The organism is Klebsiella sp. CN_Kp088 (assembly GCF_040064335.1).
Lineage (GTDB): Bacteria > Pseudomonadota > Gammaproteobacteria > Enterobacterales > Enterobacteriaceae > Klebsiella > Klebsiella aerogenes.
On record NZ_JBEAIQ010000033.1, the window covers coordinates 20,088 to 38,934 of the forward strand.

Here is an 18,847-nt window from a genome sequence, read left to right on the forward strand (position 1 = left end):
GGCTCTCCCGATGATGTTACACGCTGTGAGGATCCGTTACGCGCTTACGCAGAATCATGTAGCCAATGATGGCTGACAGAATCGACCCTATCAGAATGCCCAGCTTGGCCCAGTTGATCAATCCGGGGTCAACGCTACTGAAGGCGAGCGTGGCGATGAAAATCGACATGGTGAAGCCAATTCCGCACAGTACGCCGACCGCCATAATCTGTGGGAAACGGGTTCCCGGCGGCAACGAGGCCCACTTAAACTTCAGCGCCAGCCAGCAGAACAGGCTAATGCCAAGCGGCTTACCGACAAACAGCCCGGCAATAATCCCCAGAGGCAGCAGCGAAGTCAGCCCCGCGAACGTGACGCCCTGCAGCGAAACCCCGGCATTGGCAAAAGCGAACAGCGGCAGGATTAGAAACGCAACCCACGGATGCAGCACATGCTCAAGCTGCTTCGCCGGCGATTTGCCATTCTGCTCCTTCAACGGGATCATAAAGCCGACGATAACCCCCGCCAGGGTCGCATGTACGCCAGATTTCAGTACTGCCGTCCACAGCACCGCGCCAACCAGGATATAGATACCGGTGCGCCGCACGCCGCAGAGATTGAGCGCCGCCAGTACCACAATCGCGCCAGCAGCGACGGCCAACGACAGTACCGACAGATCGTTGGTATAAAACAGCGCGATAATCACTATCGCCCCGAGGTCATCAATAATAGCCAGCGCCATCAGGAAAATTTTCAACGCCGTTGGTACCCGGTTGCCTAATAGCGCTAAAACGCCAAGCGCAAAGGCGATATCGGTCGCCGCCGGGATCGCCCACCCTTCCCGCGCAACGGGATCCTGAGCATTGAAGGCTAAATAGATAAGCGCCGGCACCACCATGCCGCCAATCGCGGCAACTACCGGGAACACCGCCTGACGACGGCTGGCGAGCGCCCCCTGGATCATCTCACGCTTCACCTCCAGGCCAATTAACAGGAAAAACACCGCCATTAGCGCATCGTTGATCCACAACAGCATGTTTTTGTTAATTTCCAGCGCGCCGACGCGCAGCTGTACCGGGGTATCTAAAAAAGCATGATACAGACCGCTGGTGACGCTGCTATTGGCCATCATCATCGCCAGTGCGGCGGCGCAGATTAGAATAATGCCCCCGGAAGCATCGCTACTGAAAAATCGTTGCAGATGTTTCACTTTTACTCTCACCTTATTGGTCAATAACTCGATAAAAGTATGATACAGCCGCCAACACATCGAAAAAAACAGATTTAAATTGCCATTAAGATCGCTTTTTCCGATCCTTATCGACATCCGTTAATCATAGACCACCCGCAGCAGAGTGAGCTGCTTGTCGGCATCGAGATAACTTTTCTCCACCGTTGCGTAAGCCGAAGCCAGCGAAGTGGTGATATTTTCCACAATCACGTGGCGTTCGATGCGATCGGCGCGCTGGCACAAAATCTCGCTACTTTCCGTTTCGTTCCAGCAACTTTCAGTAACTACATTGCCAAAAAATTGGATATTACCGGCAGTGTGAGCCCGCACGCCGCCAATCGTGAACAGTGAAATGGCCGCCAGCCCTAACCAGCCTTTCTTGAATTGCATACGCCAAATCCTCGGTCTGAGGAAGCTGATAACCGGGTACAGCGCCCCGGTCGGTGAGACTTAACCTTTAGCTTTCTGAATTGCCATCTGCAACGCATCCTGCGACGTGCTGCCCGGCACTACCGAGATACGCCCGGTATCCGGAGCCGCTGCCTGCGGCATCACCACAAAAGCCGGGGTTCCGGAAAAGTTCATATGCTGCGCCAGCGCCTGATTGCTCAGCAGCGCATCATGTACCGCCCCGCTCTGCTGGGCGGTTTTAACCGCCCTAATCTGTGGCTGGGTGAGATAGTGCGACGCCAGCGCATAAACATCCTGCTCGGTGAGCTGTCCCTCCACCTTACCCGTGGCGTACAGCGCATTATGCCAGGCCAAATACTTTTCGCCGCCATCGTTCAGCCACACCTGTTCGCCGATTCTCGCCGCCAAACCAGACACCGGCCAGCGGGATGAAAAGATCGGAAACTCTTTAAAGATAAAACGCGTATCAGGATTCGATTTCACCATCGCTTCCACCACCGGCGACATCTTGCTGCACCAGGAACACTGGTAGTCAAAAAACATCACCACCGCCGCTTTAGCATCCGCCGGTCCAACGGAGGGTGAGCTGTCGCTCAGCAACTCAGAGCGGTACTGCAGCGCCAGTTGCGCATAAGCCTGCTTCTGGGCAACCTGCTGACGCTGATGTAGCGTTTCGCTGGCGGCAATCAGGAATTCAGGATGATCCGCCAGATACGTCGCTACCGCTTCGCCGACTTTATCAGGATGGCTGGCAATATACGCCTCAGCGGTCGGCCCAATATCGCCTATCGCCGGGTCGGTCTTCGCCGCCAACGTGGAAAAAGAGATGATGCCGCCAAGCGCTAGCCACGCCGCCGATTTACAGGAAAGTTTGCGCATTATTGAGTTCTCATTGTTAAGTTCAGGGGATACCCACAAGGGCAGAGTAAAATCGCCATCATCGTTGCGCCGTTACCGTGACCGGCGGCATCACGCCTCCGGCATCGTTGAGGCTTTGCCAGCGCACCGCGCAGTGTGTCGTTTGTCGACACCAGTCTGTGCGGCGGGTAGAAAACGGCGCGACCACGCCGGCAGCGTCGATCGGCGACCCGTTGACGCGGGTTGAAAAGAGGGTGACGTAATAGGGGCCTGGATTACGTACCGTCAGCCCATCCGCCGTTAAGTTCCAGACCAGATGACGATAGGCCTGCTGCGGATCGCCGATTAGCCCCACAGGTCGATAAATCAGTTTTAACGCCGAGCGAAATGCCATCTGCACGCTATTGGCGCCGGTTTTTCCCGATGGAATAGCGGCAATGCTCAGCGTAAACAAGCTTTCACGGTCCCGCGCCAGCGCCTCGCCGCTCCATGCGACACGCAGCGTGTTCTCCTGACCTGTGCGCAATAAAAATAGCGGCGGCGTCACCGCGAATGGCGGTTTACGGGACGACAAATTATCGGCGCCGGGCCAGCGTCCACCGCTCAGCACGTGGCTATCCACCAGCCAGTCACTGTCCGAGGTATTGCGCAGTGGAACGCTCAACGTCGTCCTCTCAGCGTGATAAATAAAACGCGTGCCGCCAATCACCACACCGGCATGGCTTATTGCTACGGGCAGCAGCCAGAGCCCTGGCCAGTAGAAATATCGTCTATTCATAACTCAGTACGAAAGTCGCGGAAGCATCGGCAGCCCCCGGCGCCACCGGGGCGCCATCAGCCACATAGCGGGCATAAAACTGTAAACGTTCGGACGCGGCGCCCGCGGTTAGCGCCAGCACATCGCTCTGCGCCCCCGGCGCGATTTGCTGTTTATTCTTGTCATAGAGCGCAATTCCTATACCGCTTGCGGTATCCGCTCCGGTATTCACCGCGAACAAATCGCCATCTTGCGGATCGCTGGTACCGCTAAAGCTCACCGTTACGCCGCTGGCGGTGCTGCCGCAATTTTGTAGCGTGATCGAAAAAGGCTGCCACTCCGCGCCGGCGCCTGCCTGATAAAACTGGCGGTTGCTAACGGTTCCCATATCGACCTGAATGTTCTCGGAATCCGGCGACAGCGTGCAGGTGTTGTCGGTAATGGTTCCGGTGACGTAGACCCGGCCGTCATGGGCCAGCGCACCGCTTGCCGCCAGAGCCAGCCCCCAGCAGAGGTACAGTTTTTTAATCATTGCCGCGCGCCTATTCATATTGCAGGTCGAAATACATCACCGCCGTCGCATTGCCGGAGGTCACGGTTGGCCGGGTAGATTTGTAGCGGATATAGAACGATAAGGTATTGCGGCCCGTTTTCAGCGGGTAGACCACCGAACTGGTGTTATTGATGCTGACGGCATCCTGGTCCTCATCAAGGATCTCCACGCCAACACCACCTGCCAGCATTTTTTCGCTACCCATGCCGGTATCGCTCAGCGCCAGCAGCGCCGGATTGTCGCTGTCGGCGGTACCGGTAAACCAGATTTTGCTGCCGGTAATACCGCGCGAGCAGTTTTTCAGGTTGATGTTGAACGGCTTGAACTTCGTCGTCGTACCGGTAGAGGGAAAATCTGCCACTGAGAACTGACCTAAATCGATACTCTGGCTGAGGCTGGAAATTTCGACATCGCAGGTTTGCGCGACAATGGTCCCGGTGAATTCCAGGTTGTAACCGCTATCGTCGGCATAGCAACCGTTGCCGCATAGCAGGATGAATAAGAAGAAGTAACGAATCAGGCGCATTTAGTCGAAATCCACCCGTAAGTTAGCCAGCGCGGTGAAGGCCCCCTCCGCAGGCGTCTGGCCGGTGGTACTGACTGGATACGCCTGTAGGGAAATAGTCGCGCGTCCGTATTCATCCGTCGTGAAAGGCTCGACGCTGCTGGCGTCATTCGGCGTTAATACCGCGCCGTCGCTGCTCTCAACCACCACGCCAACATCAGGATTGTCAGAGGCAATGGCCTGGCTTAAGTGGCTATCGGCGGTGGCTATCAACCGCAGACTTAAGTTGACCTGTGAATCCACCCCACTGCACTTCACCGGCACGGTGAATCTTTTCTTACGGACACCCGTTGGTTTTTCCCCGGCGCGATTGAAGCCGCCGCTGTACAGCGAGCCAAAATCCACAAGAATGGTTTGCCCGGCGTTAATTTCGCAGCTTTGCGGCACTGTCACACTGCCGCTGTAGACAATGCTGTACACCACATTACTCAGTGGATCGTCGCCAGTGGTAGTGACATAAACATTAAACATGGTCTTCGGCTCGATATTTACCGTGCCAATAAATGGCTTCACAACCTTAAGCTGGAATACCAGATTCGAATCATGTACCGGAAAAGGCGAGCCATTGTTAACGTTGGCGTCATAGCCCATATAGACATAATCCATTGGTGGATAAAATTCCCCGGCCGCCGAATCTTCAATGCGCATTGCTCCTTCAAGATAGGAGCCATCCAGCTGCATATATTTCCAGTCGCCGTTGGTTTCCACTATCGATGAAGAAGCGACATACGAACGATACGTCCGCCCCGAATCCGAAGAGCCGGCGGGACAAACCGCCTGCACGTTCACATCCTGGTTTTTACTAAGTTGCGTGGTCGTACCGGCCTGATTCTGCGCCGCCGTTAGCGTCGTCGTCAGGTCATAATCGACCGTTGCAGGCGAGCCATTGGTGTTCTGGCAAACGGCCGCCAGACTACCGCGGGCCAGCAGCAGCCCCATTAACAGCACAAGAAAAGAGACAGGCTTCATTTAGCGACATTCCAGATGCTGACGCGCCAAAGACTGGCTAACGTCAGGGAGATGATAATGAGTGAGACATTGTTGGTCAGGATGCTGTCCCCATTGTGCTTTCAGCGTACCCTGCGGGCTAAGGCCTGAGAGATACACTTCCCCGTCGTCGCCGACGATGCCTTCTTCAGGCGAGCCAGCAATGGAAACCGTGGCGCCAAACGGCAGCGGTTTCCCGTAACGGCTTAACGTCAACAGCGCTCGCTCGCCAACCCGTGCCGTAAAGTTGGCCAGCACCAGCGCGCCTTGGGTGGGAACGACATTGATCACCGCATCATCAATATCGACATCGTCTTTTAGCGAGTTGACGTCCAGCGCCATACGGTTCTGGCGATAGGTAGTGGCATACGGCACCACCGCGTAGCCGCGGCTATCGGTGTGGATCCCCGGCTGATCTTCAATATTGACGTTTCCTGCCCCCGGCACGGCAATAAGGACATTGGTATCGCCCAGCGGCTGGCTGAGCGTCAAGCCATGGGCATGCGCGACTATTCCGCCGCTGAGGCCATAATTCAGTTGCCGATAATCGCCATGATTGCTGTTGTTGTAGCCGACATTCAGATTGCCCTTCGCGCCATCGTATTCCAGGCTGGCGGAACCGCTCTCGCCAACGCCCCGATTCTGGTATCCCTGCTGAACGCTGTAGCTCAGGTTGTTTTGATCCAACAACGTGCCGCTGATACCGCTATTCTGCGTTACGCCGCCGTGGCCATCGCTACTGGTGGAGAACGTCGCATAAACGTTATGACGCCGCTGGGTAATATCGTCGCCGTGAGAAAGCCACTGGCTGAGCGGTAATGAGATATTGAGCGCCAGCGCCTGGTCGCGTTCCTCCTCGCCGGGCGTGCGGCTGCTGCTATATGACAGGCTCCACGAGATCCCGGCCAGCGTGTCGCTGTAGCCAATTTGTAGCAATTTATTGGTTTCATCGGTGTGCCAATAACTCTGTTGGCTACCGGTGACGTACAGTGAGCCAAAATGACCGAACTGTTGAGAGAGGTTGATCTGTACCTTGCCGCGTTTGGTGTAATACAGGTTGTAGTCATCGCCAGTATCGCGATCGCCGTCATCCTCCTGCGGGTCGTTATAGCCTGACATCCGCTTCCACGCGGTATCATCAAGGGTATAAAAACCAGAGGTTGAGTAGCGATACCCCAACAATTGAAAATGGGTGCCCAGGTCGTTTAAGGATTTGGCATATAAAAAGCGCAGCGATTGCCCCTGATGTTCGCTCTCATCCGCCAGCGTACTGTAGGCTTGCGTAAGATCGACGGAAATCGCCCCCCAGTCGCCGAAGTTAGCTCCAGTGCCCAGCGCCAGCGCGCGGTAATCGGAGGAAAACTGCGTTCCGCCGTACAGCGTAAAGCCATGCGGCAACCCCCACATCAGGGTCGCCTGGCCGAAACTCACCTCTCGTTTTTGGCTGCTATCACCGCGATAGGTCGCCGCGGTGGCGGCATATTTCACCCGCCCCTCGCGTTGCAGAACCGGTACGGCGGCATAAGGCACGTTAAAGCTGGAGATGCTGCCGTCGGACTCCTTGATCTCGACGTTGAGATCGCCGCTGGAGGAGGTCGGATAGAGATCGTCGATGGTGAATGCGCCAGGCGGTACATAGCGCTGGTCGATGGTGTAGCCGTTCTGACGTATCGTCACCTGAGCGTTGCTTTTGGCGATGCCGTGGATAGTCGGCGCGAAGCCTTTCATGCTGTCCGGCAGCATATTGTCGTCAGACGCCAGCTGTAGCCCACGAAACGGCAGGCTGTCGAAAACGCCCGCGGGGGTGTAGCTATCGCCCGCCGTCAGTTCGCCTTTCAGCGCCGCCACATCACGTTCAACGTAGGTGCTGATGTGCTGCCAGTCGCTTTTATGTTGCTGATTATCGCTGTTGTAGTTCCATGTCGAGTAATCACGTAAACGCCAGGCGCCAAGATTTAATCCGCTATTGAGGCCGAGGAAATAACTATCGCTATTGCCGCCGCCAACGCTGTGGTCCCGGCTATTCGCGCCGGTAAACGTATAGTTGAGCAACAACGCATTGATACCTTCATCCCAGTTTTGTGGCGGAATATAGCCCCGCGCCTGGTTGTTTAGCGCCGCCTGCGGAATACTGATATTGAGACGCTGCTGGCTAAAGTCAAAAACGCTGGAAGCCGCAGGGATCGCAGCAGCAAGATCGACGCAGTCGCCCGCAGCGGCCTTCGCCAACTGCGGAAATGCGCTGATATTCACGTTCATGCCGTTGAGCATCTCAGGTGTCAGGCAGGCGCGAAGGCCTGAGCCATCGGCAGACTGCTGGTTCGCGCGAAAAGCAATATCGCGCGTCGTCAACAATGCGCCATTAAGATAGACATCGACCCGATAAACCCCCGGTGCCTGGCCATTATCCTCAAAGTGGGAAAGATCGGCGATCTTCGACGGGTCGTCAGATAAAAAAGCCGGGTTAAAATAGTTTTCGGCCCAGCTACGCGGCAGCGTGCATAGGCTTGCCGAGATCAGAGCCAGGCTGATAAGCGCCGGAAGTCTACCCACCGTCAACTGGCGAGCGGCGACATCGAGTTTCAACACAATATCAATGACTCAGACAGGTTTGCAGCGGCGTGGTAGCGCCGAAATCGTTAATCGACTGGAAAGTCACCTGCCCTACGCCGCCTTGCAACGTTATCTCGCTTTTCGGCGGGACCATTGAATTGGCTAACTTCTGCCCGCCGACATGAATATCAACCAGCGAGACATAATAGGGAGATGGATTGACGATGGTCAGGCGATCGTCTGCACGCTGACAGCGTAACATTGCCGGAGCTTCTACCGAGGCAACCGGTAAGTGTTTGGGGCGAATAAACAGTTTAATGACGCTTTGGGTGGCGATTTGCAGCGAATTCGCCGCCAGCTTGCTTTTATTAACCGAGGGAATGGCTTTACTGTTGAGATAAAAAACGCTTTCGCGATCTGTCGGCAGGGAGGGGCCAACGTACATAATACGCAGCAGATTTTCTTTTCCCGGCTGAATGACGAACAACGGCGGGGTAACAACAAAATCAGCGCTTCGGTCGCCATCGGCATTCGCCACCCACGATTGGATTAAAAATACATTATTGCTGGAGGAGTTTATTATCGGCAGAGAGACCTGCTTATCACCCTGCGGATAAATAACCCGGGTCGAACCCAGCGCAATACCGCCTGCATAGGCCAACTGAGTTACTCCCAGCGCCGCCAGCAGCAATAACGAAAATAAAATCGGGGTAATTCGCGTACTCATTTTTTTGATAACCACGGAGGAGATGAAATGCATCCCTCCGCTGCCAACAACGGAGGAGATGCGGATACCAATCAGGAATAGACCATGCTGAAGGTCGCGGTCGCTGCGACGTTACCTGCAGTCGCCGCGCCGGTAGCGACATAATCAACGCTCAGCGGTACGGTGTTTTCGCCATTAATCAGAGTGATCGCACCGGAGGTGTCGCCGATGTTCAGAACCTGTCCATCCGGGCCGTACAACTGCAGCGCAACATTTGTCGCCGAACCCGCGCCAGCGGTATTCGCCAGCGAGCCGGCAAGTGAACTGTCCTGCTGACCATTAAAAATGACCGCCGCATTCTGGCTAACGGTGGTGTCGCAATCTTCCAGTTTGATCGAGAAATCTTCTTTCTGATTAGCGACCATACCGGCAGCCGTCAGCTTGCTGGTGCGGACCTGGCTCAGGGTAACCGTCTGATCGATAGAGTCAGCTGAAACGGAGCATGCGGCATTCACAACCTGTCCGGTAAAATTCACCGTACCGCCGGAGACCGTTGAGGTATCCGCATTTGCCGCGCAGGTCATCCCCCCTGCAGCCATGGCTGTCATTACCATCGCTAAAAGATGTTTTTTCATAAATAACCTTTTAAATACACAAGTCGAAAATAAGTTAATAACGAATTTTAGTACCGAGCGCTCTTCACAGAACTCTCTTGTTGGTACCGGGCGCAAAAAACGTTAAAAGTTGTAGCGTACAGAAATACTATATTCAATGAATAGCAATCCCGCGCTGATTTATAAGCGCCGAGCGATAATTAATTTCTGCCGTTATTTAATTATTATAAATTGGCCAGAGAGTTGCAATCGGCAGGGACTGTTTTTATAGGACCGCCATTAACTAACTGTTTTTACAGTAAATAAATCATTGTAACTGTTATTTAGATTCAGTCATTAGTAAGCCAACGGCAGTTTTTTAACCCCTAACAGACGTCCACCATCAATATTGATATAACCACCTTTTCGCAATTCCGAAAGAAGCTTCATGGTACGACTCCTCGATATTCCAGTACGCCGTTGAATAAAATTGAGAACATTGATGCTCTGGCGATATTCGTCGTTGTAGGCGGCAATTTCGATTAATAACGCGCGAACCTTAAGATAAGAATCAACGCCAACCAGCTCCCGGTCGCGAACGTTCATCACCATCAGACGATAGGCAAGGAAACGGGCAACGTCGTGCCAAAGATTGCACTCATCCGTCACTTTAATAAAATCCGCCAGCGAGACCGCACGACCACGGCATTCTGTTTCAGCAATCAAAAAATGCTCCGGGCGGGTGGGAACATCGTATGTCACGCCATAGCTATCTATCAGCCCTGCAAGCGAAGGGGCAAAGACCGATAGCACATTCAACCCTCTGTCGCTGCGGCAAATAGAGAAGATCCCGGACTCCAGTAACACAATTCGGGTGCTCTGCTCTGTATACAGCGAAAATTCTTCACCCGGCTGCACGATGAAAGGCTTGCCAAATGGCAGGAGTGCAGAAAATAAGGCATCAATCGCAGCATGAGGTTTAGCCTGCTGAGAGAAAATATATGAGTGCAAGACATTCTCATTATCATTTTCGAAACCATTTAATTTCATTATATCTTCATTAAATATCCATAATCATATGAGAAATAAAGATATACGCACATTAGTTAGCCTTCAATTAATAATAAATAAATACTAAATATAGAATAAATGTATGATGAAAGCACAAATAATCAATCATTTATTGAATAAGGTAATTCTCAAACAAATAACCAACAAAGATCTCAAAATATCAATAACTATTTTTAACATCGCACACTATTACAAATGAAATTATTTTTTATGATATAACAAGAAAGTGAAAAGGCGGCGATCCAGAATAGTACCTCTTCTGAATCACCACCTTAACGCTACATGAAATAGAGGAAATTAACTAAAGTAGCGGGGCGCTGCGTAGTACTCCGCCATTTTCTCTGACAACCAACCGCCATCTTCACCGTTGGAATGAATAGTGGTGATACTGACGGTCGAACCGCCGCCCCACAGCACGGCAAAAACGTTATAGTCCGGCAGATTTAACGCCTGCATCTGGCTCCAATCATATCCGCCATCGCGGCGCAGAAAATCACCCACCGTCGCGACGCCATAGGTCGTGCTGTTCATCGCGGTATTTAGCAGCGTTGGGGTAATGGCGTTGATATCGCTGCCAATCCGCGAATCCCCCATGAAGAAAGTGCCACCTGACGCAAAATGCGCCGCCGCAATTTTACTGGTCCCTTCCGCCACTGTCGGCATATGGCCGCCGGGGATCTGCCACAACATCGCCGGTTTCTGCAACGCTCTGGCGACCTCCTTCACCATGCCCAGATAGTTAAACCAGCAGGTAGCATTCCAGCCGTAGTGGGCTAAGGCATCCGGGCTGAAGCAGTCGCGTTCAAATTTATCAAATGCGATAAAGTCTGGCGCATAGTCGCCGCCGTACACGCCCAGTTCATTAATGAAGTCAGCGATCGCCGCCCCTTGTTCCCGCGGCGCGGCATTGGCGCGCAGCAGCCAATCTGCCGTGCCCGTCGCCCAAACGTTGGTCTGCCAGCCGAAAGCGATGTCCGGCGCGAACTGGCGAACGATATAGTTAATCGCCTGTACGTAGCCGTACAAATCGTTGCTGAAAGTCGGCAGCGTCGGCGCGCTAAACCCTGGCATCGAAGGAAGCGCATTAATCGCCGCCGCCAGTTGGACATTGACCTGTACGCTATTGGCCTTACGCAGCGCGGTATAGCCATAAGGCTCCTGCTGCATGGCGCCAAGGAAGTCTGGATTCAGGACAAAGGTTGCCGGAACCGGATGCTGGTCATCTTTCCAGGATTGCGCAGCCAGACACTGGGTAATGAAGCTACCAAAGTGATTGCGTAGACGCTGTTCGTCCTGCAGGTCCGATACCGCGCTGCCGCCGCTGGCATTGGCGGTATAAACCACCATCACCGGCATCACCGCACGGCCGGCGTCGGCCTCGATCTCGCGAACCAAAGGCACGGTTTTATGGATCGGTAGTGAGGCATAATCAAGGAAGCCATCGCCGTTAGTGTCCACTTCCGCCGCCGGAATCGGATCGCCGCCGCCATCAAAACCATCATATTTAAACAGCGCGCTGAACGGGACATTGCGATAAAGATCGACAGTCTCCGCCGCATTTACCGTCACGCCGCCGTGCGCCAGATAATTCGGCCATCCTTTTACCTGCAGCGGAACGCCCTGGATAAACTCAAGCGTGACGTTATTAACGCTTTGCAGCAAACGCAACGGCGCGCTGACATCACAGCGCCACGGCGTACCGGCGATATACACATCCGCGACCTGCACGCTATATTCCCCGGCAGATAAACGCAGCGGTAATTTCTGCTGACGAGTATCGCTTGCCAGCACGAAACTGTACTGGTAGCTGCCGCAGCAGAAACGATAGCGTTGAGCAGCTGCGCCCTGCGGTAAGCCTAATACCGTCACCGCGACTTCAACAAAGTTGTCGCTCGCAACGGGCGTTTTTTGTAGCGCAACGCCTGCCTGAGCCGTCGTGCCTACCTTCGGCACGAAGGTCGCAGGCTGCGCAGACGTTGTCAGCAACTGGTTGTTCATCGTCGTCGGCTGCAGGCAAATAGCATATTGATGATTTGCTAATAGCCGAGTGACGCGCTGCGGTTGGTTCGCCATCAGCGTCAGGGTACGTTCGCGTACACCTGCTTCCGACCACAGCTCAACGACGACTTCTGCGCCTTCCAGTTCCTCATCCGCCAGCAGCAGCTCGATCGCGGCAAAGATCACCGCTGGCTGATAAGCAATCTGGCACCGTTCAACGGCGTTACCGGACGAGAGTTTCAACGTATAACTTTCAGCAACGGGTGAAATTCTCATCTCGTCGTTACACAATTCCAGTACCGTAATACCGTAGCTTCCTGCGCTCAGATCGCCAATGGTCAGCGAAGCGCCCCATTCGCCGGCAAAGCGCTGCTGGCGACCATCCGGATACTGTAGCTCAATCTCCGGCTTCAGCGAGGTGCTCTGCGCCTGCGTCGGGAATTGCACAATGATTTGTCCCTGGCGTCCAGGATCATGGGCCAGCGTCGCCGTGAGGTCGCTAAGTACGACGGGTGTTTGCGTGGCCGAAAGATAAAATTCCAGCACCGCCGATTTACCGGAAGCCAACAGGTACTCGCCGTCGTTATTGATTGTGATGGTATTTTTTTCTGTCGGCCAACCGCCGTCGCTGGTCAGCGTCACTGCCTGATTACCCAGCATAGTGCCGCTAAATGGACTGTACGGATCGGGATGCGCGGTCGCGGTGAAGCCTAATTTCAACTGGTTAATATCGACGGACTGCGAATACTGGTTCGTCAGCGTCAAGGCAATGCGCTGATACCAACTGGACGCTTTCACCTCACCGGATACCAGGGTCAGTGCTGCGCCGGTCATCGTATCATCGACAGGCGATTCAGGTTCAACTTCATCAGCGGTGTCATCCGCAGGTACTTCAGGTTCTGGCTCAACTTCATCAGCGGTATCATCCGCAGGTACTTCAGGTTCTGGCTCAACTTCATCAGCGGTATCGTCCGCAGGTACTTCAGGTTCTGGCTCAACTTCATCAGCGGTATCGTCCGTCAGAGTTAACGTAAAGGTGGACATTTTTACCGGTACCTGGGTGGCAGCCAGGCTAAAAAACAGGGTACCGCTTTCCCCTGCCTGCAGTAATAATTCACTACTGTTGTTGATGATGATTTCATTGAACTCCAGGGTTCCCTGGGCGGTGTCACGCAAAGTTAATGAACGATCCCCTTTTAGCGTGCCTCCCGTATTGCCCCACGGATCCGGATGACCGGAGGCGGTAAAGCTAATTGCCGCCTGGTTCAGGTCAACCGCGCGGTGACTTTCGTTTGTGAAGGTTAAAGTGACTTTTTGGTACCAGCTGTTCACATCAATCTGGCTATTTTTAATTACAACGGTCATCAACGTGATTCCTCATTCCCTGGTGGAAAAAAGCCCCGGAAAACCGGGGCTTTGTCATGGAGCCCATACCTCGTTAAGCGCAGAAGTATCAGTAAGCGCCTAAGTCAGTCCATGCGCCGCTCTGACCGCAGTTCAGGTCAGGCTGGTCGCCCTGGGACCACCATTTCACCTGGTAGTTGTGACCTTTCCAGCTAACAATTTCGAAGGTACCCCAGCTTGCGCCGTATACGGTGTTAGCATCCCACAGCGCGTGAGGCGCATCCTGGTCTGCCGCATCATCGGTAGAGGCGTCATCTTCAGCCGGTGTAGTATCTTCGTCTGGAACCGGAATAATGTCAGTTTCATCTTCTTCATCAGCCGGTTCAGGTTCGCCCTGAGCAGCTAATGCTGGAACCGCAGTCAGCACAAAACGTTGCTGAGTGGAAGGTTCGTTGTAGCAGTCACGCACAAACAGAGTGAACTGGAGGGTCGTTTTCGCGCTCACTTCAGGCACCACGAACTCAATCACTTCCGCGGCTTTATCCGCGACGGTAATTCCAGATGGCACGCCCCAGCTGTAGCTCAGTTCATCATCATCTTCATCAGAAGAACCCGCGCCAGACAGTTGAACGGTAGAACCGCCGACGACCAGCAGCTCAATAGCGGCTTTTGGCGCATGATTGACGTCAGTTGTCTTATCGTCTTCTTCGGATTCATCTTTTTCTACGTTGATGCCTTCGAAATAGAACGGGTCCATATCGATGACTTCAGACTCAATTTCATAACCGAGGCCTTCACGAGCTGCGTTCAGCAACACGCCATTATCCTGATCGATAGTCCAGGTAAACATACCGCCCAGGCCCAGACTTGCTGCATATTCGCCCTTTGCTTTTACTGAACGCGGGGTATCCAGGGACATGAACAGCTTGGATTCCGGGTTATACAGGTAGTCAGCATCAGCGACCTGATCGGTGTAAACGTTGAAACCATTGCGGCCTTTCTGGTTTTCCAGATCCAGGTAGTTGTAGATCACGTCATACCATTCATTCGTACCGGACTCGAAAGTACCCGTGGTGTCCCCGTTACCTGGGTTATAGGTGCCTTTCAGCGGAGACAGCGACTCCAGCTCAACGTTACGGCCATTACGGGTATAGCCGGCATAGCCAATGTTGATATTTTCAGCTGGGAAACCTTCGGACAGCAGATGTTCCACGATAGTGTTGACGCCCCAACCGCCCTCTTCCAGCGCATTCAGGTTAGTGTGATGGGCAACGGTTTCCGCCCACGGGGTGCCAAAGAAGTCATAGGTCATCAGGTTAATGCCGTACAGACCTGCTTTAATCAGCGCTTTCACGTTGGAATAATCAAAGGTCTTCACGACCGCGGAGCTGGCGATAGAGATTTTCACATTGCTCAGGTTGGCGGAATCCAGTTGCTTACGCAGTTCGCCAATCAGCAAGGCGTAGTTTTCGCCATCTTCCGGACCGCAAGGGTTGCCCGCGCCTTCGGCATTCGGGTATTCCCAGTCGATATCCACTTCGCTGAACATCGGGAACTGTTTGAACAGCTTCACCACACCTTTAGCGAAGGTTTTGCGTGCGGAATCAGACGCTGCAGTTTCATGGAAGCCGTTGCTCATGGTCCAGCCGCCGATGCTCATGGACAGCACCAGGTTGTGGCCTTGCTGTTTGGCTTTCGCCTGCAGGTCACGCAGACCGCCGAGCAGACCTTTGGTGTTCTCCTGGGTTACGGTTTTCGGATCAACGTCCCAGCCGCTAACGCTGTGGCCAACGTTAACGTAAGACTGGAAGTCGCCCCACGGATCAAGGAAGGTCGGTTCATATTTGACTTTGCCGCATTGTTCCGCGCCTTCGGCAACCACATCGCGATACTGACCATCATTTTTATGGAAGCCGGTCACACCTACGAATCCGACAATAATTTTGTCATAAGCGGTCGGTGAGATATTGGTCAGGTCATAGCCGCGACCGCGGTTATCTTTAGAATCGTCCCCTTGCAGGCGACCATCATACTGAGACCAGTCGGTATAATAGCCAAATACCTTCGGCTTAGTGGTTGCTGCTTTATATTTGTTATAGACCGGCTTTGCGACACGCGCTGAAGTATAGCTATAGTTGCTAACTTCAGTTGCTGGGTTAAAACCATCAGCGGCGTTGCTGGTTTCGGTAAGAGTATCGCCTTTAATCAGTTTGCTGGTAGCCATTTTAAATTTCCTTTTAAGTTTAAAATTTATCGCAGTTCGTTCTGCGAGACCAATAATCCATGACTCACAAAGAATCGGCTAATCACAAAATCTCAGCAATTCATCAGCGTTAAAGAATTATTTTTATGATGTCTTATCAGGAAACATCAGCGTGACATCATTGGGCAAATGAGGTCCATCTCCCGGCCGGAGTGACAAAAAACAGACAGCATATTAAATATTATTTAGGTAGTAATTAATCGTCATTTAATTTACGTGAGATTATGTGACAAGAATCTCCTCAACAAATAACACTACAATAAAACAGATGACAAAAAATGGATTAAGCCATTTCTTGTGCAATATATTCATCGGCGACAATCAGGATGTGCAAATCTAAAGGACGACGTTATGAAAACATATCTCATCAATAACAACTGTATCTACAACGAACAGAAATATGAACTAAGAACAAGCTCAAATTCGCAGGTTATTCGAATGACGGCGATGCGTTCCAAATGTCTTAGCTTCATTATTGAAAACGCTCATCTGGAGATTATCGAACGACAGAAAATTACCAATGAGCTGTGGGGTAGCAGAAGTCATTTTGTGAATGATGCCAATCTAACGCAGATACTGTATTTAATCAGACGTGACCTGAAAACGCTGGGCATAAACGATCTTTTCATTACCATCCCGCGCCAGGGATTACAGGTCAACAAGGACATCACCATTGAGAAAGTCGAACCCAAAAAACCTAAAGTCAGGAAGCAGTTTTTCCGTAAAACGCTAGCGGCCCTGACCACCGTCTTTTCGGTCACGCTAGGTACAATGATGTACATGCATATTCATTAATTCAGGGAGAATAAAATGAATCCAATTATTGATGGAATCCTCGGACTGGAAGGCGGCTATAGCGCCAACCCGAAGGATAAAGGCGGTGAGACTAACTGGGGCATCACTGAAGCAACGGCGCGAGCGCACGGTTATCAAGGAAAGATGAGCGAACTTTCTCACAATGAAGCCTATGCGATGCTGGAAACGGATTACTGGATCAAACCCGGCTTTGAACAAGTATCGCAACTTTCCTGGGCGGTGGCATTTGAACTCTGCGATGCCGCCGTGAATATTGGTCCTCATCACCCTTGTACGTGGCTACAGCGCTGGCTTAACGTGATGAATCGCGAGCAGCAGTATTACCCGGATATAAAAGCAGATGGCAGCATCGGCCCGCAAACCTTACATGCGCTAAATTCCTATTTGTCGCGACGAGGTAAAGAAGGAGAAGCGGTGTTAGTGAAAGCACTCAACTGCAGCCAGGGAGCTTATTATCTTGATATCTGCGAAAATCGCCGGAAAAATGAGGAGTTTATTTACGGCTGGATTAAAAACCGAGTGACATAGTTGGTACGGCTGAATTTATAATAAAAGACTCATGGATGAGCCTTTTATTACCCGATGAAACTATTTGAGTTTCGTACCGCCAACCGCGTTTTTAACTTTCTCTCCGAGAATTTTTAATATGGGTCCAGCAAAAACACCGCCTAAACCGGCGGCTAACAGCACCATATTAAAGCTAAACCCTTTTTCGATAGCAATAGCGCTAAGGAGAAAACTGGTAAAGCAAGATATGACCACCTGCGTCAGGCAGGTCATAATCCCCTGATGTGATTCGCCATCTTCTTCTTTATTCCTGCGAAGAAGGAAACTGACGAAACCGCCCCAGGCGCCAATAGAGATAATGGTCAGAAGTATTTCCACTTCCAGTAGCACAACTTCCGTTGTTTCTAAATGATTAGGTATAGACATAATCGCTCCTGAATAACTAAAGTTTAAAAAAGATTCATCAGGAGTGTAAGTGGCAGAGTCGCGGAAAGGTAATCAAAGAACATCAAGACTAACCACATCATCTCAATGACGGTAAGGTGATGAAACTTACCGTCGGAATGATGACAGCGTATGCAACATGGAAACCGTTTCATTTATCGCTGATATATTTCTACTGTTTTTGTTCCATGAAGCATAAACCTGCACGGACTTAAACATTAATTCAGGTGGAGGTTGAATGAAATTTATATCGTATTTACGCTGATTTTTATAAAACAGCGCAAGTTTTAAAGGCAATAGCGCAATTAATGTGGTTCTTTCTACCATGCTAACCACTCCAGTGATGGAGTCGCTGCAATAGCCTATAGCTCGGGAACCACGGTAATAAACATCATCTTTAAATAATCCGTTATCAGTGATGATGGAAGGAGAGGAAATGCCGGGTTGATACATGGCATGGCGGGAAGAGTAGAACTGATGCAAAGAAAGCTGCGATAGTTCGCTGAATAAATGGCCTTTGGCGCAAATACAGACAAAGTTTCTAAAGCTATCAATAACTTGATTATCGAGTCCGGCCTCAACCAACGGTTCAGAACCGATCGATAAATCACATTGTGCCGTCAGTAAAAGCTCTTTAGCTTTATCGCGGCTAATGTTGCGGGACGAAAAATGGTTGATAACGCTCTGCTCGAAAAGCGCGCTACCGTACAGTTGGGAAAGGTAATAGCTTTCGATGAAGTCACTTCCAAGGATCGTAATCCGGGCATCATCGGCCTTGCTTGCAGTCTGAAAGGTATTATCGACAAGCGACATAGCCTGGCGAAAGCTATGGTGGATTTCGATCGCTTTCGCCGTTGGCAGTAAACCATCTTTGCTTCTGACAAACAGCTCTTGCTCATAGAAGTTTTGCAGACGTCTTAATGCCAGAGAGACCGCTGCGGGAGTGATGGCCAATTTTTTCGCCGCCTTCACGGCATTACCTGCCGAAATGACAGCGTCAAGAACCTTGATTAAATTATAATCAAAGCCCTTATTGGCACCTTTCGATCCCATCCACTGTCAGCCTCTTTTATCGAAAAAAGCAATATAGATAATACTCAAAATAAATCAAATCCGGACATGCTAAACAAAGTATAGCGTTTCTATTCAAGGCTGAGATTGGGACAGAAAAAAGCCTGAACAAGGATGTTCAGGCTTGTGCTAATAACGTG

General features: G+C 51.8%; 17 protein-coding genes. 2 read left to right on the plus strand and 15 right to left on the minus strand.

Annotated elements, in window-relative coordinates:
* Positions 1-16 precede the first annotated feature (16 nt).
* From nhaA to ABLV08_RS20920, 13 genes are all read right to left on the minus strand, one after another.
* Complete coding sequence (gene nhaA / locus ABLV08_RS20860) at positions 17-1,189, minus strand: Na+/H+ antiporter NhaA (protein WP_015704351.1); 1,173 nt, start codon at positions 1,187-1,189, stop codon at positions 17-19.
* Positions 1,190-1,309: 120 nt separating this feature from the next.
* A complete protein-coding gene (locus ABLV08_RS20865) occupies positions 1,310-1,600 on the minus strand; it encodes a hypothetical protein (RefSeq protein ID WP_045388760.1) in 291 nt (96 codons plus the stop codon).
* Positions 1,601-1,660: 60 nt separating this feature from the next.
* Positions 1,661-2,500: a DsbA family protein gene (locus ABLV08_RS20870; protein WP_348856227.1), complete on the minus strand. Its 840-nt coding sequence runs from the start codon at positions 2,498-2,500 to the stop codon at positions 1,661-1,663.
* Between the two features lie 58 nt (positions 2,501-2,558).
* Positions 2,559-3,257, minus strand: coding sequence for a pili/flagellar-assembly chaperone (locus ABLV08_RS20875; RefSeq protein WP_348856228.1), 699 nt, complete (start codon positions 3,255-3,257; stop codon positions 2,559-2,561).
* On the minus strand, positions 3,250-3,768 hold the full coding sequence (locus tag ABLV08_RS20880; RefSeq protein WP_032710055.1) for a fimbrial protein BcfF: 519 nt from the start codon (positions 3,766-3,768) through the stop codon (positions 3,250-3,252). The genes ABLV08_RS20875 and ABLV08_RS20880 overlap by 8 nt, the downstream gene beginning before the upstream one ends.
* Positions 3,769-3,778: 10 nt before the next feature.
* Positions 3,779-4,315, minus strand: coding sequence for a fimbrial protein BcfE (locus tag ABLV08_RS20885; protein WP_045378916.1), 537 nt, complete (start codon positions 4,313-4,315; stop codon positions 3,779-3,781).
* Positions 4,316-5,323: a fimbrial protein BcfD gene (locus ABLV08_RS20890; protein WP_348856229.1), complete on the minus strand. Its 1,008-nt coding sequence runs from the start codon at positions 5,321-5,323 to the stop codon at positions 4,316-4,318.
* The gene (locus ABLV08_RS20895; protein ID WP_348856236.1) at positions 5,324-7,927 is read right to left on the minus strand and encodes a fimbrial biogenesis usher protein; all 2,604 of its coding nucleotides are present in this window, start codon (positions 7,925-7,927) and stop codon (positions 5,324-5,326) included.
* A gap of 7 nt (positions 7,928-7,934) precedes the next feature.
* Positions 7,935-8,621, minus strand: a complete 687-nt coding sequence (locus ABLV08_RS20900; RefSeq protein ID WP_047057293.1) for a fimbria/pilus periplasmic chaperone — start codon at positions 8,619-8,621, stop codon at positions 7,935-7,937.
* A gap of 71 nt (positions 8,622-8,692) precedes the next feature.
* Entirely contained in the window at positions 8,693-9,235 is a 543-nt protein-coding gene (locus ABLV08_RS20905) for a fimbrial protein BcfA (protein WP_015368341.1), read from the minus strand.
* Between the two features lie 315 nt (positions 9,236-9,550).
* Positions 9,551-10,243: a winged helix-turn-helix transcriptional regulator gene (locus ABLV08_RS20910; RefSeq protein ID WP_045388775.1), complete on the minus strand. Its 693-nt coding sequence runs from the start codon at positions 10,241-10,243 to the stop codon at positions 9,551-9,553.
* A gap of 318 nt (positions 10,244-10,561) precedes the next feature.
* Positions 10,562-13,627: a chitinase gene (locus tag ABLV08_RS20915; RefSeq protein ID WP_348856230.1), complete on the minus strand. Its 3,066-nt coding sequence runs from the start codon at positions 13,625-13,627 to the stop codon at positions 10,562-10,564.
* 88 nt (positions 13,628-13,715) lie between these two features.
* On the minus strand, positions 13,716-15,830 hold the full coding sequence (locus tag ABLV08_RS20920) for a glycosyl hydrolase family 18 protein (protein WP_348856231.1): 2,115 nt from the start codon (positions 15,828-15,830) through the stop codon (positions 13,716-13,718).
* A 390-nt stretch (positions 15,831-16,220) separates the two neighbouring features.
* Between ABLV08_RS20920 and ABLV08_RS20925 the strand changes: the two genes are divergently transcribed.
* Positions 16,221-16,664, plus strand: a complete 444-nt coding sequence (locus tag ABLV08_RS20925; RefSeq protein ID WP_045388784.1) for a transcriptional regulator — start codon at positions 16,221-16,223, stop codon at positions 16,662-16,664.
* A 15-nt stretch (positions 16,665-16,679) separates the two neighbouring features.
* Positions 16,680-17,213: a glycoside hydrolase family 108 protein gene (locus ABLV08_RS20930; protein ID WP_032713290.1), complete on the plus strand. Its 534-nt coding sequence runs from the start codon at positions 16,680-16,682 to the stop codon at positions 17,211-17,213.
* A gap of 60 nt (positions 17,214-17,273) precedes the next feature.
* Here ABLV08_RS20930 and ABLV08_RS20935 read toward each other — a convergent pair whose 3' ends face one another.
* Both ABLV08_RS20935 and ABLV08_RS20940 read right to left on the minus strand, forming a co-directional pair.
* Positions 17,274-17,618: a phage holin family protein gene (locus ABLV08_RS20935; protein ID WP_045378934.1), complete on the minus strand. Its 345-nt coding sequence runs from the start codon at positions 17,616-17,618 to the stop codon at positions 17,274-17,276.
* Between the two features lie 126 nt (positions 17,619-17,744).
* Positions 17,745-18,689: a LysR family transcriptional regulator gene (locus tag ABLV08_RS20940; RefSeq protein ID WP_032709849.1), complete on the minus strand. Its 945-nt coding sequence runs from the start codon at positions 18,687-18,689 to the stop codon at positions 17,745-17,747.
* Between the last annotated feature and the right edge of the window lie 158 nt (positions 18,690-18,847).

Excerpts from the sequence above, each read along its gene's own strand:
- ABLV08_RS20865 (WP_045388760.1), bottom strand. The coding sequence starts at position 1,600 with ATGCAATTCAAGAAAGGCTGGTTAGGGCTGGCGGCCATTTCACTGTTC.
- ABLV08_RS20870 (WP_348856227.1), bottom strand. The coding sequence starts at position 2,500 with ATGCGCAAACTTTCCTGTAAATCGGCGGCGTGGCTAGCGCTTGGCGGC.
- ABLV08_RS20875 (WP_348856228.1), bottom strand. The coding sequence starts at position 3,257 with ATGAATAGACGATATTTCTACTGGCCAGGGCTCTGGCTGCTGCCCGTA.
- ABLV08_RS20880 (WP_032710055.1), bottom strand. The coding sequence starts at position 3,768 with ATGATTAAAAAACTGTACCTCTGCTGGGGGCTGGCTCTGGCGGCAAGC.
- ABLV08_RS20885 (WP_045378916.1), bottom strand. The coding sequence starts at position 4,315 with ATGCGCCTGATTCGTTACTTCTTCTTATTCATCCTGCTATGCGGCAAC.
- ABLV08_RS20890 (WP_348856229.1), bottom strand. The coding sequence starts at position 5,323 with ATGAAGCCTGTCTCTTTTCTTGTGCTGTTAATGGGGCTGCTGCTGGCC.
- ABLV08_RS20900 (WP_047057293.1), bottom strand. The coding sequence starts at position 8,621 with ATGAGTACGCGAATTACCCCGATTTTATTTTCGTTATTGCTGCTGGCG.
- ABLV08_RS20905 (WP_015368341.1), bottom strand. The coding sequence starts at position 9,235 with ATGAAAAAACATCTTTTAGCGATGGTAATGACAGCCATGGCTGCAGGG.
- ABLV08_RS20910 (WP_045388775.1), bottom strand. The coding sequence starts at position 10,243 with ATGAAATTAAATGGTTTCGAAAATGATAATGAGAATGTCTTGCACTCA.
- ABLV08_RS20915 (WP_348856230.1), bottom strand. The coding sequence starts at position 13,627 with ATGACCGTTGTAATTAAAAATAGCCAGATTGATGTGAACAGCTGGTAC.
- ABLV08_RS20920 (WP_348856231.1), bottom strand. The coding sequence starts at position 15,830 with ATGGCTACCAGCAAACTGATTAAAGGCGATACTCTTACCGAAACCAGC.
- ABLV08_RS20925 (WP_045388784.1), top strand. The coding sequence starts at position 16,221 with ATGAAAACATATCTCATCAATAACAACTGTATCTACAACGAACAGAAA.
- ABLV08_RS20930 (WP_032713290.1), top strand. The coding sequence starts at position 16,680 with ATGAATCCAATTATTGATGGAATCCTCGGACTGGAAGGCGGCTATAGC.
- ABLV08_RS20935 (WP_045378934.1), bottom strand. The coding sequence starts at position 17,618 with ATGTCTATACCTAATCATTTAGAAACAACGGAAGTTGTGCTACTGGAA.
- ABLV08_RS20940 (WP_032709849.1), bottom strand. The coding sequence starts at position 18,689 with ATGGGATCGAAAGGTGCCAATAAGGGCTTTGATTATAATTTAATCAAG.